13 protein-coding genes are annotated in these 12,835 nt (G+C 68.8%); 9 read left to right on the top strand and 4 right to left on the bottom strand.

Features of this window, described 5'->3' with window-relative positions; genetic code table 11:
- The first annotated feature begins 2 nt into the window (after window positions 1-2).
- The 6 genes from CJ301_RS05180 (at window position 3) to CJ301_RS05160 (ending at window position 5,364) form a co-directional block, all read left to right on the top strand.
- On the top strand, window positions 3-971 hold the full coding sequence (locus tag CJ301_RS05180; RefSeq protein WP_099274978.1) for an ABC transporter permease: 969 nt from the start codon (window positions 3-5) through the stop codon (window positions 969-971).
- On the top strand, window positions 955-1,758 hold the full coding sequence (locus tag CJ301_RS05175; RefSeq protein ID WP_099274976.1) for a purine-nucleoside phosphorylase: 804 nt from the start codon (window positions 955-957) through the stop codon (window positions 1,756-1,758). The genes CJ301_RS05180 and CJ301_RS05175 overlap by 17 nt, the downstream gene beginning before the upstream one ends.
- Window positions 1,759-1,846: 88 nt before the next feature.
- Window positions 1,847-2,764 (top strand): sulfite exporter TauE/SafE family protein, encoded by a 918-nt coding sequence (locus tag CJ301_RS05170; RefSeq protein ID WP_099274974.1) that lies wholly within the window; start codon window positions 1,847-1,849, stop codon window positions 2,762-2,764.
- Window positions 2,761-3,513: a TIGR02186 family protein gene (locus CJ301_RS05165; protein ID WP_099274972.1), complete on the top strand. Its 753-nt coding sequence runs from the start codon at window positions 2,761-2,763 to the stop codon at window positions 3,511-3,513. The genes CJ301_RS05170 and CJ301_RS05165 overlap by 4 nt, the downstream gene beginning before the upstream one ends.
- Before the next feature lie 97 nt (window positions 3,514-3,610).
- A complete protein-coding gene (locus CJ301_RS18630) occupies window positions 3,611-3,778 on the top strand; it encodes a hypothetical protein (RefSeq protein WP_162620421.1) in 168 nt (55 codons plus the stop codon).
- 50 nt (window positions 3,779-3,828) lie between these two features.
- The gene (locus CJ301_RS05160; protein ID WP_099274970.1) at window positions 3,829-5,364 is read left to right on the top strand and encodes an ATP-dependent DNA helicase; all 1,536 of its coding nucleotides are present in this window, start codon (window positions 3,829-3,831) and stop codon (window positions 5,362-5,364) included.
- Here the strand turns inward: CJ301_RS05160 and CJ301_RS05155 are convergent.
- Window positions 5,339-6,754: a 1-acyl-sn-glycerol-3-phosphate acyltransferase gene (locus tag CJ301_RS05155; protein WP_099274968.1), complete on the bottom strand. Its 1,416-nt coding sequence runs from the start codon at window positions 6,752-6,754 to the stop codon at window positions 5,339-5,341. The two genes, CJ301_RS05160 and CJ301_RS05155, sit on opposite strands and share 26 nt — an antisense overlap.
- Before the next feature lie 292 nt (window positions 6,755-7,046).
- Between CJ301_RS05155 and CJ301_RS05150 the strand changes: the two genes are divergently transcribed.
- The 3 genes from CJ301_RS05150 to deoD all read left to right on the top strand — a co-directional run bounded on the left by CJ301_RS05150 (window position 7,047) and on the right by deoD (window position 9,778).
- Window positions 7,047-8,612, top strand: coding sequence for a methylmalonyl-CoA mutase family protein (locus CJ301_RS05150; protein ID WP_099274966.1), 1,566 nt, complete (start codon window positions 7,047-7,049; stop codon window positions 8,610-8,612).
- Window positions 8,613-8,697: 85 nt separating this feature from the next.
- Window positions 8,698-9,018, top strand: coding sequence for an H-NS histone family protein (locus tag CJ301_RS05145; RefSeq protein WP_099274964.1), 321 nt, complete (start codon window positions 8,698-8,700; stop codon window positions 9,016-9,018).
- A 55-nt stretch (window positions 9,019-9,073) separates the two neighbouring features.
- On the top strand, window positions 9,074-9,778 hold the full coding sequence (gene deoD / locus CJ301_RS05140; protein ID WP_099274961.1) for a purine-nucleoside phosphorylase: 705 nt from the start codon (window positions 9,074-9,076) through the stop codon (window positions 9,776-9,778).
- A 108-nt stretch (window positions 9,779-9,886) separates the two neighbouring features.
- On the opposite strand, the gene CJ301_RS05135 is transcribed toward deoD, so the two are convergent.
- The 3 genes from CJ301_RS05135 to sdhA form a co-directional block, all read right to left on the bottom strand.
- A complete protein-coding gene (locus CJ301_RS05135) occupies window positions 9,887-10,666 on the bottom strand; it encodes a succinate dehydrogenase iron-sulfur subunit (RefSeq protein WP_099274959.1) in 780 nt (259 codons plus the stop codon).
- A 64-nt stretch (window positions 10,667-10,730) separates the two neighbouring features.
- Complete coding sequence (locus CJ301_RS05130; RefSeq protein WP_099274957.1) at window positions 10,731-11,018, bottom strand: hypothetical protein; 288 nt, start codon at window positions 11,016-11,018, stop codon at window positions 10,731-10,733.
- Complete coding sequence (gene sdhA, locus CJ301_RS05125) at window positions 11,018-12,823, bottom strand: succinate dehydrogenase flavoprotein subunit (RefSeq protein ID WP_099274954.1); 1,806 nt, start codon at window positions 12,821-12,823, stop codon at window positions 11,018-11,020. The genes CJ301_RS05130 and sdhA overlap by 1 nt, the downstream gene beginning before the upstream one ends.
- Window positions 12,824-12,835: the final 12 nt, after the last annotated feature.

The following is a 12,835-nucleotide window of genomic DNA, read 5'->3' as shown; positions in this document are numbered from 1 at the left end:
CCATGGATTTCCTGACCCTTCTGCAGGTGCTCGACACCACCATCCGCCTTGCCACGCCGCTGCTTCTGGCCTGTCTCGCGGGGCTGTTTTCCGAGCGCGCGGGCATCTTCGACATCGGCCTCGAAGGCAAGATGCTGGCCTCGGCCTTTCTCACCGCCGCCGTGGCCGCGGCCAGCGGCTCGGTGCTGATCGGCACGGTTGCGGGCATCGGTGCGGCGCTGGCGCTTTCGGGCGTGCATGGCCTCGCCTCGATCACCTTCCGCGGCAACCAGCTGATCTCCGGCGTCGCGATCAACTTCCTCGCCGCCGGTCTCACGGTGGTGGTGGCGCAAAGCTGGTTCGGACAGGGCGGCCGCACGCCGCAGCTGTCGGGCAATGCCCGTTTCGAGACGATCGACCTGCCGCTCGCCGCCGAGATGCGCGACATTCCCATCCTCGGCCCGATCTATGCCGAGCTGATCTCGGGCCACACGCTGCTGGTCTATGTCGGCCTCCTGATGGTGCCGCTGACCTGGTGGGTGCTGTTTCGCACCCGCTTCGGCCTGCGGCTGCGCGCGGTGGGCGAGAACCCCGCCGCCGTCGACACCGCCGGCGTCTCGGTGGTGGGCCTGCGCTTTGCCGCCGTGGCGATCTGCGGCCTGCTGACCGGCCTCGCCGGCGCCTATCTCTCGACCGGGCTTCAGGCGGGCTTCGTCAAGGACATGACGGCGGGGCGCGGCTACATCGCGCTCGCGGCGCTGATCTTCGCCAAGTGGCGGCCCTGGTACGCGCTCGGCGCCTGCCTGCTGTTCGGCTTCCTGCAGGCGATCGCCCTGCGCCCCGACGTGATCGAGGGCACGCTCGGCTTCGAAGTGGGCGTGCAGCTTCTCGACGCCCTTCCCTATATTCTCACGGTGGTGATCCTCGCGGGCTTCGTCGGCCGCGCGATCCCGCCCCGCGCCGGAGGCGAACCCTATGTCAAAGAGCGTTGAACTCGCGGGCCTGATCAAGGCCCAGGCCGGATCCGAGCCCGTCAAATACGGGCTGATCCTCGGCTCGGGGCTGGGCCATATCGCGGGCGCCGTGGACGGCGTGACCATCCCCTATGACCAGCTTTCGGGCTTTCCCCATGCGGGCGTGTCGGGCCACAACCCGGTGCTCGCCATTGGCGAACTCGAAGGCCAGCGCGTCGCCGTCTTCGGCGGGCGGGCGCATTACTACGAGCGCGGCAATCCCAACGAGATGCGCCTGCCGCTCGAAGTGCTCAAGGAGCTCGGCGCCGAGGCGGTGATCCTGACCAATGCCGCGGGCTCGCTGCGCTCGGAAATGCCCACCGGCTCGATCATGGCGCTGTCGGATCACATCAACTTCTCGGGGATGAACCCCCTGATCGGAGAGCAGACCGACCGGCGCTTCGTGCCGATGGGCGACGCGCATGACGCCGATCTGCGGGCGCTGCTGCATGCCGCGGCCAAGGCCGAGGAGGTCGAGATGCATGAGGGCGTCTATGCCTGGTATTCCGGCCCCTCCTTCGAGACCCCGGCCGAAATCCGCGCGATCCGTACGCTGGGCGCCGATGCGGTCGGCATGTCGACCGTGCCCGAGGTGATCCTCGCGCGCTTCATGGGGCTGCGCGCGCTTGCCGTCTCGGCGATCACCAACATGGCCGCCGGCATGTCCGACGAGAAGATCGGCCATGAGCACACAAAGGCCATGGCGCCCTTGGGCGCGGCCAAGCTCGAACAGGTGCTGCGGCGGATGCTGCGCGACATGGGCTGATTATGCCGCGTCGCGGCATTCTTTGCGCCGGGGGGCTTGGAAATCCCCCCGGGGGCTGACTTAATCGCCCCGTCGCAAAAGGCATGCCATGCAGCTCTACCTCCCCATCGCCGAGGTTTCGGTCAACATCTTCCTGATCCTCGGCCTCGGCGGTCTGGTCGGCGTGCTGTCGGGGATGTTCGGCGTCGGCGGCGGCTTTCTCATCACGCCGCTGCTGTTTCTCGCGGGCATCCCGCCCGCCGTGGCCGTCGCCACCTCGACCAACCAGATCGTCGCCTCCTCCTTCTCGGCGCTCTTGGGCCATCTGCGGCGGCGCACCGTCGATATCGCGATGGGATCGGTGCTGCTCGCGGGCGGCCTGATGGGGTCGGCGCTCGGGATCGTGGTGTTCAACTGGCTCAAGGCGCGCGGTCAGGTCGATCTGCTGGTCGAGCTGAGCTACGTGATCTTTCTCGGCACGGTCGGCGCGATGATGTTCGTCGAGAGCCTGAACGCGCTGATCAAGTCGCGCCGCCCCGGCGCGCGGCCCAAGCGGCGCAAGCATTACTGGGTCCATGCGCTGCCCCTGAAGATGAAGTTCCGCGTCTCGGGGCTCTACATTTCGGCGATCCCACCCCTGCTCGTGGGGCTTTCGGTCGGCGTTCTGGCGGCGATCATGGGGGTGGGCGGCGGCTTCGTCATGGTGCCGGCGATGATCTACCTCCTCGGCATGCCCACCAAGGTCGTGATCGGCACCTCGCTGTTCCAGATCATCTTCGTCACCGGCTTCACCACCATGCTGCACGCGGTGACCAACCAGACGGTCGATATCGCGCTGGCGCTCCTGCTGATCGCGGGCGGGGTGATCGGGGCGCAGTTCGGCACCCGCATCGGCGCGCGGATGAAGGCCGAGCAGCTGCGCATCCTGCTGGCGCTCCTTGTGCTCGCGGTCTGCGGGCAGCTGGCGCTGGGGCTGGTGCTGGAGCCCTCCGAGCTTTACGAGATCCAGCCGGTGACGGCGCAATGATCCGACTGGCGCTCCTGCTTCTGGCGCTCGCCTCTCCCGCCCGCGCCGAGGAGATCGTGCTCGGGCTGAGCCGCGACCAGGTCGCCATCACCGCGACCTTCGACGGCTCCGACATCCTGATCTTCGGCGCGGTCCACCGCGAGGCGCCGCCGCCGGTGAACGCCGATCCGCTCGAGGTCGTGGTCACCGTGGCGGGCCCTTCCGAGACCGCGGTCGTGCATCGCAAGGAGCGGCGCGCGGGCATCTGGGTCAACACCGATCCGGTGACGATCAAGGGCGCGCCGACCTTCTACGCCGTCGCCACCACCGGCCCCTTGGACGATGTGCTGGGCATCACCGAGGATCTGCGGCTGGCGATCTCGACCTCCCGCGCGATCCGCGCGGCGGGCAACCGCGCCTTCGAGACGGCCGATCACGTCGCGGCGCTGGTGCGAATCCGCGAGGCGCAGGGGGTCTACCGGCTGCAGGAGGGGGCGGTGGATCTCGACCGCGAGACGCTGTTTCGCACGGCGCTGGCCCTGCCCGCCGACCTGGTCGCCGGCAATTACACCACCCGCATCTTCCTGACGCGCGGCGGTAAGGTGATCAACAGCTACGAGACGGTGATCGGCGTGCGCAAGGTCGGCATCGAGCGCTGGATGTTCGACTTCGCGCAGGAGCGCGCGCCGCTCTACGGGCTCCTGTCGCTCGTTCTGGCGATCGCGGCGGGCTGGGCGGCCTCGGCGGCCTTTGCCGGGTGGCGGCGCTGAAGGCCGCTAAAATCCCCGCTATTCCGCCCCTCCCGCCGCGGGGCTGCGCCATGCTAGGTTGATCCCGGTGAGCGGTAGCAGGCGAAGAGGAGCACCGATGTCCCATCGCTGGATGTTCGACGTATTGACCGATCTTGAAACCTATGCCCGCCGCAACGGGCTGCCGCAATTCGCCCAGAGGCTCTCCGAGGCGGCGGGACAGGCGGCGCGCGAGCTTGCCACCGCCCCCGATGAGCCGGGCAAGGCGCCGCACCGCGCCGAATAGGCGCCGCACCGCCTCTGGCCCCCGCCGCGGCGCGCGGATAGGGTCGCGCCATGACCCTTCCTGCCGCCGTGACCTTCTCCTCCGACCAGGCCGAAGCCTGGGATGCCGTGACGCAGCTTCTGCGCTCGACCGGCGTGGATCTCGATGACGAGCTTCTGAGCGCGCCCGCCTCGGATGCCCGCCGCGCCATCGCCGTGATCGGCAAGGCCGGCTCGGGCAAGACGCTGCTGCTGGCGGAACTCACGCGAAAGCTCAAGGAGGCGGGCGTCGACATCGTTTCGGGCGATTGGGAGGGGCGCAGGAAAAAGGACCGGCGCACGCTGGCCATTCTCGCGCCGACCAACAAGGCGGCGAGCGTGCTGCGCAATCGCGGCGTTCCCGCCACCACGATCCACCGCATCCTCTACACCCCGGTCTACGACCCCGAATACGAGAAGATCGCCGAATGGCTCGGCGGCGATGGCGAAAAGCCCAATATTGAGGGCCTCACCGAGGAGGCGCTGGCCCGCGCCGCTTCCGCCTTCGCCACCCATGGCTCGGTGCCCGCAGCACTCGCGGCCGCGGGGCTCAGGGGTTCGGATTTCATCACCGGCTGGAAGCGCCGCGAGGAGCCGCTCGACATCGGCTTCATCGACGAATCCTCGATGCTCGACGAAAAGCAGGTCGAGGATCTGAAAGAGATCTTCCCGACGCTGGTGCTGTTCGGCGATCCGGCGCAGCTGCCGCCCGTGCAGTCCTCGGGCGGGATGGTGTTCGACGCGATGAAGGATGCCGACAAGCACGTGCTGCACCGCATCCACCGGCAGGATGCCGACAACCCGATTCTCGATCTGGCCCATGCGCTGGCCGATCCGCAGGTCGATTTCTATGCCTTCGAGCGGCTGGTGCAGGAGGCCGCGAGCCGCGACGAGCGCGTGGTGATGGCGCGCCGGGTCGAGGCCGAGCTGATGGCGCGCAGCCCGGTGCTGGTGTGGCGCAACGCCACGCGCATCCGCCTCATTCACGCCTTCCGCGCCGCTTACGGCGCGCCCGAGGGCGACCTGCTGCCGGGCGAGCCGCTCATCTGCGACGGCATCGAGCTGCCCCTGAAGCACCGCAAGAAGCGGCTCGATCTGGAAGCGCGCGGCCTGATCAAGGGGGCGCAGGTGGTCTATATGGGCCCCGGTCGCAAGCCGGGGTTTTCGCGGCTGCACGTGATGGGCGCGCCCGAGCCGCAGCTTTCGGCCGCCTCGATCGTGCGGATCGAGCAGGAGGGCGACGCCGAGCCCTTCATTCCCTATGCCGCGCGGATGGGCGCGACCTTCCTGCACGGCGCCGCCGTGACGATCCACAAGGCCCAAGGCTCGCAATGGGACACGGTGCAGGTCTTTGCCCCCGATATCGAGATCGCCTCGCGCATGGGGCGCGTCGAAGCCGGGCAGCCCTTGTGGAAGCGGCTGGCCTATGTGGCGATCACCCGCGCCGAGCGCGAGCTGCGCTGGGTGGTCCGCTCGATGCTGGCCAAGCCGACCGACAGCCTCGGCACCGATGATCTGGTGGCGCCCGCCGCGCCCTTCACGCTCAGCGCCCCGGCGTCGGAGGGCTGAGATCGGGTGCTGCCGCGGCAAGGCGCGCGGGCTCGAAATGATGCGCGACCGAGGCCGCGTAAAAGCGCAGCACCGGCTCCGCGCCGGGGGCCGGGCGCAGCCCCTCGCCGCCCTCGACCAGCAGCCCGCGCCGCAGCAGGTTGTCGAGCGCATCGGCGGTGATCCGGGCGGCGTCGCGGCGCGGCAGGGCGACGCCGCGCGCATGCAGCATGCCGAGGCAGGCGGCGACGCGGATCTCGATCCGCTCGGGCGGCAGCGGCGAGACATCGAGCAGGATGCCCGCCACCAGCGGCACCGGCAGCACCGGCATCACCTCCTCGATCCGCGACATCATCTCGCGCGACAGCCGCGCCGTATCCTGCGGCTGCGGCGCGGCTCCGCCCAGGAATTCGGCCAGCGACAATGGCGCGCCGAAACCCACCGAGGCCGTGCCGAAGCCGCGAAACCGCCCCGTCAGCCGCTGGCCCAGATGCCCCAGCACCGCGCCCGCCAGCCGCGCGGGCGGCACGCGAAACCGCCGGTTGCCCGCCGCACCGGCGCCGATCAGCACCCGGTCCTCGAGCACCCGGTCGTAATTCAGCGCCACCGGCACGAAGATCACGTCGCGCGGATGGTTGCCGAAATCCTCGACGATATGGCCCAGAAGCCCCGTCTTCGGGGGTGCCATCCGGCCGGTGAGGCTCAGGCCCCCCTCGGGAAAGATCGCCTGCGTCACGCCCCCCGCCGTCGCCATCTGCACATAGCGCTGCAACACCCGGCGATAGAGCGCGCCGCGATCCCGGCGGCGGATGAAATAGGCCCCCATCGCCCGGATCAGCGGCGCCAGCGGCCAGACCCGCGCCCATTCGCCCACCGCGTAGGAGAGCGCCGAGGTGCGCGCGGCGAGCCATGTCACCAGCACGTAATCCATGTTGGAGCGGTGGTTCATCACGAAGACCACCGCCGCATCGGCGTCGATCGCGTCGAGCGCGTCGCGGTCGAAGGCCCCGAGCCGGATCCGGTAGAGCGCCCGGCTGAGCCATTTCGCCGCCCGCGTGCCGAAGGTGAAATAGGCCGTGGCCGAAAAGGAAGGCACGATCTCGCGCGCATAATCCCCGGCCAGCTCGAAAGCCACGTTCTCGGGCACGCCGTGGCTTTGCGCGTGCTCGACGATCGCCTGCGCCACCGCCGGATCGTAGATCAGCCGCTGGATCATGTCGTGGCGGCGCGCCAGCTTGAACGGCTCGATCGGCCGCGCGAGCCGGGTGTTGAGCCGCGCCACCGCGCGCTCCATCCGCTTGCGAAAGAACCAGCGGACCGAGGGAAATAGAAAATGCGAGGCGAAGGTGACCGTGGCGAAAAGCACGATCAGCACCAGAAGCCAGAGCGGGATCTCGACGGGGCGGAACATGGCCCGACCCTGCCGCAATCGGGCGGCAGAGGGTAGCGCCGAGATGCGCGTGGCCATACCGGCATTGCGCCGCAGCGGCCCGGACGATGCGTTTTGACCACACCTCGCGGGGCCGATCCCGCGCAAATGCCCCCGAGGCGGCCGGAGCGGTCGGCCCGGTCTGGACGCTCGCGGATGGAAGGCCCATCATGAGGGCCCGCAGAAGGCGGGAGTTTCCCGCCAAGGATGAAACGCGATCTCGGCCCGGTTTGGGGGCGGTGATCGATCTCGCCGCCACGAACCGGACCTTGCCATGACCAAGCCTTCCCCCCTGCCCCGGCCGAAGGACGGCCCCGCGCCGATCCGGCTTCGCCCCGATCTGCCGACGCGCGCGGGCTTTGATTCCGATCATCCGCTGGCATGCGGGCTGGTGGGCCGGGAAGGCCCGGCCATCGCCCATCTGGGCGATCTGGCGGCGCTGCTGGCGCGCCCCGCCACCGGGCCTGTGGTGATCGACGCCGATGCGACGGGGCCGTGGCTTCTGGCCATGCTCGTGGCGCTGGCCGAAGCCTGGCCCGGCGGCACGGGCGCGCTGCGCGGGGCGCTGTGCAACGATGCGCTCGATCTCTATCGCGGCCCTGCCGCGCCGTCATGGTCGAGCGAGGCCGCGCTCGATCTTGCGGCCGATACCCTCTCATGGAGCCGGCGCGCCCTGCCGGGGCTGCGCGGCGCGCGGCTGCGGGTCGCGGCACCGGTCGAGGGCGATGCGCTGCGCCCGCTCGTGGCGGCGCTGCATTCGGGGCTGGCGCTTCTGGCGGCGACGGCGCGGCGCGAGCGGCCGCAGCATCTGCGCGCCGCGGCGACGGGGGTGGAGTTTCTCATGCCGGGCAACGGCCCCGGCGACCGCGCGGCGGGGGCCCTCCTGTCGCAGCTGTGGCGCGCGCTTCTGGTCGAACGCCACGGGCCGGGCTTCGCGCTGCCCGAGGATCTGGTGCTCTACCCGGATGGCCGCGACGCGCCGAGCTTTGTCGATGCCGCCGTGCCGGGATGCGATGCGCTGCGCGCCGCGCTGTCGCAGCGGGAAACGGCCGAGGGCGCGGCGGCCTGGCTGTCGCGCCCCGCGGCGACAATGGCCCCGCCCTCCGCACCGCAGGAGATCGACGCCGGTCGAAACGCGGCGCTGGCCCGCTGGCGCCGGGAGCGCGACGGCAATGCCGTACAGAAATCGCTGCTGGCGCTGCGCGAGGCGGCCAAGCGCGGCATCAATGTCATGGGGCCGTCGGTCGCCTGCGCCAAGGCGGGGGTGACCACGGGCGAATGGGCCGCCACGCTGGGCGGCGCCCTGCCCCGGGCGGCCGCGCCCGCCCCTGCCCCTGCTCCTGTCACGGCCCCGCCCCCCCGAGGCGAGCGGATGGCGGCCTGCGCGCGGCTCGATGCGGCAATGCGCGGCCTGTCGCGGCCGATGACCATGCTGCTGGTGCGCCCCGGTCTCGATGCCCGCCCCTGGTCCGGTCATCCGCTTTTGCGCGCCGCGCAGGATTGCGGTGTCTCATTATGCGATTGCGGCGCGCGCCGGATGCCTGCCGAAATCGTCCCCCTCGCCTATCGCGACAAGCCCCATGTGCTGATCTTCGGCCTTTCGAATGCGCAATCTATCCGAATGGCGAATAGCACGGTCATGGAGCTGCAAAAGGCCGGTTTCGGGCCCATTCCAATGCTTGGCCTCGTTGCATTCGATGCCGCTCCGCCCCTGCTCGGCGAATTGCACGAAAGCGTGACGTTACGAAACATTCACGAGACGACAGCCGAGACGTTTCTCGATGATCTATCTCACATGGTGGTTTCGGGAAATGCATTGCCACGCCGTCACCCGACCTAACCTTTAGGATAACTCGTAGCTTTTTGTTGAACATTGCAATAAAGAGTAGTCAATACGGCTTCTATTCAACAGAAAGATCAACCAGATGGATCACAACCTGAACGAGATGTCCCGTCAGGATCTCGAAAAGCTTCGCAAGGAGATCGACGAGGCATTGTCCACCGTTTCGCAACGCGAGCGCAAAGCCGCCCTGGAAGCCGCGGAACGCGCAGCCGCCGAACACGGGTTTTCCCTGGCCGATCTTGCGGACTCCGCAAGCAAGGGCAAGAAATCCAAGACCAAGAACCCGCCCAAATACCGCAATCCCGAAGATCCGACCCAGACCTGGTCGGGCCGCGGCCGCAAACCGCGCTGGATCAACGAAGCCGAGGCTGCCGGGCGACCGCTGTCGGATTTCGAGATCTGAATGTCGGGGCCGGGCTTTGCAGCCCGGCCTTTTTTCATCCTTGGAAGGACAGAGAATGAGCACGCATATCGGCGCAAAGGCGGGCGATATCGCCCCGACCGTTCTCATGCCCGGCGACCCGCTGCGCGCGAAATGGGCCGCGCAGAATTTCCTCGACGCCCCGGAATGCATCAACGAGGTGCGCGGCATGCTCGGCTTCACCGGGACATGGCGCGGCAACCCGGTGACCATCCAGGGCTCCGGCATGGGCATGCCGTCGCTGTCGATCTATGCCAACGAGCTGATCCGCGACTATGACGCGCAGACGCTGATCCGCATCGGCTCCTGCGGCGCGATGCAGGCCGATATCGCGGTGCGCGACGTGATCCTCGCCATGACGGCGTCGAGCGTGGGCAACCCCTCGCGGGCGATGCTGCGCGAGATCCATTACGCGCCGCATGCCGATTTCGGGCTGTTGCGCGCCGCGCATGAGGCCGCATCCAAGCGGGGCACGGCCACCCATGTGGGCGGGATCTATTCCTCGGACACCTTCTATGACGAGCGCCCCGACCTGCATGAGCAGATGGTGCGGCACGGCATCTTGGCGGTGGAGATGGAGGCGGCGGAGCTTTACACGCTGGCCGCGCGGCACAAGCGGCGCGCGCTCGCGGTGCTGACCGTGTCGGACCACCTCGTCACCGGCGAGGACCTGCCCGCCATCGAGCGCGAGCAGAGCTTCGGAGAGATGGTGGAGATCGCGCTGGAAGCCGCTTTCGCCTGAGGCCCCCGTACCGCCGTACCCCTGCCCATGGCAGCGGTGCCGCGGCCTCGCCCGGCGCGCGGATACGATGATCGCCCGGCGCGCTTCCCGCGCCGGGCGATGGTCTTGTCAGACGGCGCGCTCGACCATCATGTGCTTGATCGACTGGATCGCCTTGGCCGGGTTCAGCCCCTTGGGGCAGGTCTTGGCGCAGTTCATGATGGTGTGGCAGCGGTAGAGCTTGAACTCGTCCTCGAGATCGTCGAGCCGCTCGCCCGTCGCCTCGTCGCGGCTGTCGACGATCCAGCGATAGGCGTGCAGAAGCGCCGCCGGCCCGAGATAGCGGTCGCCGTTCCACCAGTAGGAGGGGCAGGCCGTCGAGCAGGACGCGCACATGATGCACTCGTAAAGACCGTCGAGCTTCTTGCGGTCCTCGATCGACTGGCGCCATTCCTTGGCGGGCGTGTTGGTCTCGGTCTCGAGCCAGGGCTTGATCGAGGCGTGCTGCGCGTAGAAATGCGTGAGGTCGGGGATCAGGTCCTTGACCACCGGCATGTGCGGCAGCGGGTAGATCTTGATGTCGCCCGCGACCTCGTCGAGCCCGTAGGTGCAGGCCAGCGTGTTGATCCCGTCGATGTTCATCGCGCAGGAGCCGCAGATCCCCTCGCGGCAGGAGCGGCGGAAGGTCAGGGTCGGGTCGATCTCGGATTTGATCTTGATCAGCGCATCGAGAATCATCGGCCCGCAATCGTCGAGATCGATGAAATAGGTGTCGACGCGCGGGTTCTTCCCGTCATCGGGGTTCCAGCGGTAGATCTGGATCTTCTTGAGCGACTTGGCCCCTTCGGGCTTGGGCCAGGTCTTGCCGTGGGTGATGCGGCTGTTCTTGGGCAGGGTGAGCTGGACCATGGTCAGGTCTCCTTGGGGAAAGCGCCGGGGCGCGGGGCCCCGGTCGTCGTCGCATGGGATCTGGTCATCTCAGACGTGGCGGGCGCACGGGGAGCTGGCCGCTGCGGGACAGGACGCAGTCTTCGTAGACGGCGAGCGGATCGCGCCCGCGCAGATAGTCGCCGCTGACGCCGATCGAAAGCCCGGTCGACAGCCCGCTGCGCGAGCTGGCGCCGATGCTGACGGCGCCGGTCGGCGCCTGTGCCGCCCGCGCCCGCTCCTCGCAGACCCGCGCCGCGTCGAGCGGCGACAGCGGGGCCTGGGTGCAGGCCGCCGCCAGAAGGGGCAGTACGAGGAGCAGCGCGGAGCGCATCAGTAGACCCGCGCCTTGGGCGCGATCTTCTTGATCTCGATGCCGCCATCCGATTCTTCGGTCAGCGGATCGAGATGCACCGGCCGGTAGTCGAGCCGCGCGCTGTTGCCCTCGACCCAGGCGAGCGAGTGCTTGCGCCAAGTCTCGTCGTCGCGGTCGGGGTAGTCCTCATGCGCATGGGCGCCGCGGCTCTCCTTGCGCGCCTCGGCGGCGGTGATGGTGGCCAGCGCGTTGGGCATCAGGTTCGCCAACTCCAGCGTCTCCATCAGGTCGGAGTTCCACACGAGGCTGCGGTCGGTGACATGCAGATCGTCCATCTTCGCCGCCGTGGCCTGCATCTTCTTCATGCCTTCCGCCAGCGTCTTGTCGGTGCGGAACACCGCCGCGTCGGCCTGCATGTTGCGCTGCATCTCGATGCGCAGCTCGGCGGTGGGCACGCCGCCCTTGGCATGGCGCAGCCCGTCGAAGCGGTCGAACGCCTTCTCGATCGCGGCCTTGGCCGGGGCCTTCACGGCGGTCGCGGGATCGACCACCTCGCGCGCGCGGATCGCTGCGGCGCGGCCGAAGACCACGAGGTCGATCAGCGAGTTGGAGCCCAGACGGTTGGCGCCGTGCACGCTGGCGCAGCCCGCCTCGCCCACGGCCATCAGGCCGGGCGTGACGGCATCGGGGTTGTCGCTCGTCGGGTTGAGCACCTCGCCCCAGTAGTTCGTGGGAATGCCGCCCATGTTGTAATGCACGGTCGGCAGAACCGGGATCGGCTCTTTCGTGAGGTCCACGCCCGCAAAGATCCGCGCCGATTCCGAGATGCCGGGCAGGCGCTCGGCGAGGGTCTCGGGCGGCAGGTGGTTGAGGTGCAGATGGATATGGTCGCCATCCTTGCCGACGCCGCGCCCCTCGCGGATCTCCATGGTCATGCAGCGCGAGACCACGTCGCGCGAGGCGAGATCCTTGTAGGTGGGTGCGTAGCGCTCCATGAAGCGCTCGCCCTCGGAGTTGGTGAGGTAGCCGCCCTCGCCGCGCGCGCCTTCGGTGATGAGGCAGCCCGCGCCGTAGATGCCGGTCGGGTGGAACTGCACGAACTCCATGTCCTGCAGCGGCAGGCCCGCCCGCGCCACCATGCCGCCGCCATCGCCGGTGCAGGTATGGGCCGAGGTCGCCGAGAAATAGGCCCGGCCATAGCCGCCCGTGGCCAGAACCACGGTCTTGGCGGCGAAGACATGCATGGTGCCGTCATCGAGCTTCCACGCCAGAACGCCGCGGCAGGTGCCGTCATCATCCATCAGCAGGTCGATGGCGAAATACTCGATGTAGAACTCGGCCTTCTGCTTGAGGCTTTGTCCGTAGAGCGTGTGCAGGATCGCGTGGCCGGTGCGGTCGGCGGCGGCGCAGGTGCGCTGCACCGGCGGGCCTTCGCCGTATTCGGTGGTGTGGCCGCCAAAGGGGCGCTGGTAGATCTTGCCCTCTTCGGTGCGCGAAAACGGCACGCCGTAATGCTCCAGCTCGTAGACCGCCTTGGGGGCCTCGCGGGCGAGGTATTCCATGGCGTCGGTGTCGCCGAGCCAGTCGGAGCCCTTCACCGTGTCGTACATGTGCCACTGCCAGCTGTCGGGGCCCATGTTGCCCAGGGAGGCGGCGATGCCGCCCTGCGCCGCGACGGTGTGGCTGCGGGTCGGGAAGACCTTGGAGATGCAGGCGGTGCGCAGGCCCTGCTCGGCCATGCCGAGGGTCGCGCGCAGGCCCGCGCCGCCGGCGCCGACCACCACCACGTCGTATTCGTGGGTTTCGTATTCGTAGGCTGCCATCAGGGGTCTCCG

The organism is Limimaricola cinnabarinus, assembly GCF_002723615.1.
GTDB lineage: Bacteria > Pseudomonadota > Alphaproteobacteria > Rhodobacterales > Rhodobacteraceae > Limimaricola > Limimaricola cinnabarinus_B.
Note: the sequence above shows the minus strand (reverse complement) of the source record. Positions and strands in the feature narration are given on the sequence as shown.

Bases quoted from the DNA above. Each gene is read 5' to 3' on its own strand.
- CJ301_RS18630 (WP_162620421.1), top strand. From the start codon at position 3,611: ATGTCCCATCGCTGGATGTTCGACGTATTGACCGATCTTGAAACCTAT.
- CJ301_RS05180 (WP_099274978.1), top strand. From the start codon at position 3: ATGGATTTCCTGACCCTTCTGCAGGTGCTCGACACCACCATCCGCCTT.
- CJ301_RS05150 (WP_099274966.1), top strand. From the start codon at position 7,047: ATGACCAAGCCTTCCCCCCTGCCCCGGCCGAAGGACGGCCCCGCGCCG.
- CJ301_RS05175 (WP_099274976.1), top strand. From the start codon at position 955: ATGTCAAAGAGCGTTGAACTCGCGGGCCTGATCAAGGCCCAGGCCGGA.
- CJ301_RS05130 (WP_099274957.1), bottom strand. From the start codon at position 11,018: ATGCGCTCCGCGCTGCTCCTCGTACTGCCCCTTCTGGCGGCGGCCTGC.
- CJ301_RS05135 (WP_099274959.1), bottom strand. From the start codon at position 10,666: ATGGTCCAGCTCACCCTGCCCAAGAACAGCCGCATCACCCACGGCAAG.
- sdhA (WP_099274954.1), bottom strand. From the start codon at position 12,823: ATGGCAGCCTACGAATACGAAACCCACGAATACGACGTGGTGGTGGTC.
- CJ301_RS05145 (WP_099274964.1), top strand. From the start codon at position 8,698: ATGGATCACAACCTGAACGAGATGTCCCGTCAGGATCTCGAAAAGCTT.
- deoD (WP_099274961.1), top strand. From the start codon at position 9,074: ATGAGCACGCATATCGGCGCAAAGGCGGGCGATATCGCCCCGACCGTT.
- CJ301_RS05160 (WP_099274970.1), top strand. From the start codon at position 3,829: ATGACCCTTCCTGCCGCCGTGACCTTCTCCTCCGACCAGGCCGAAGCC.
- CJ301_RS05165 (WP_099274972.1), top strand. From the start codon at position 2,761: ATGATCCGACTGGCGCTCCTGCTTCTGGCGCTCGCCTCTCCCGCCCGC.
- CJ301_RS05170 (WP_099274974.1), top strand. From the start codon at position 1,847: ATGCAGCTCTACCTCCCCATCGCCGAGGTTTCGGTCAACATCTTCCTG.
- CJ301_RS05155 (WP_099274968.1), bottom strand. From the start codon at position 6,754: ATGTTCCGCCCCGTCGAGATCCCGCTCTGGCTTCTGGTGCTGATCGTG.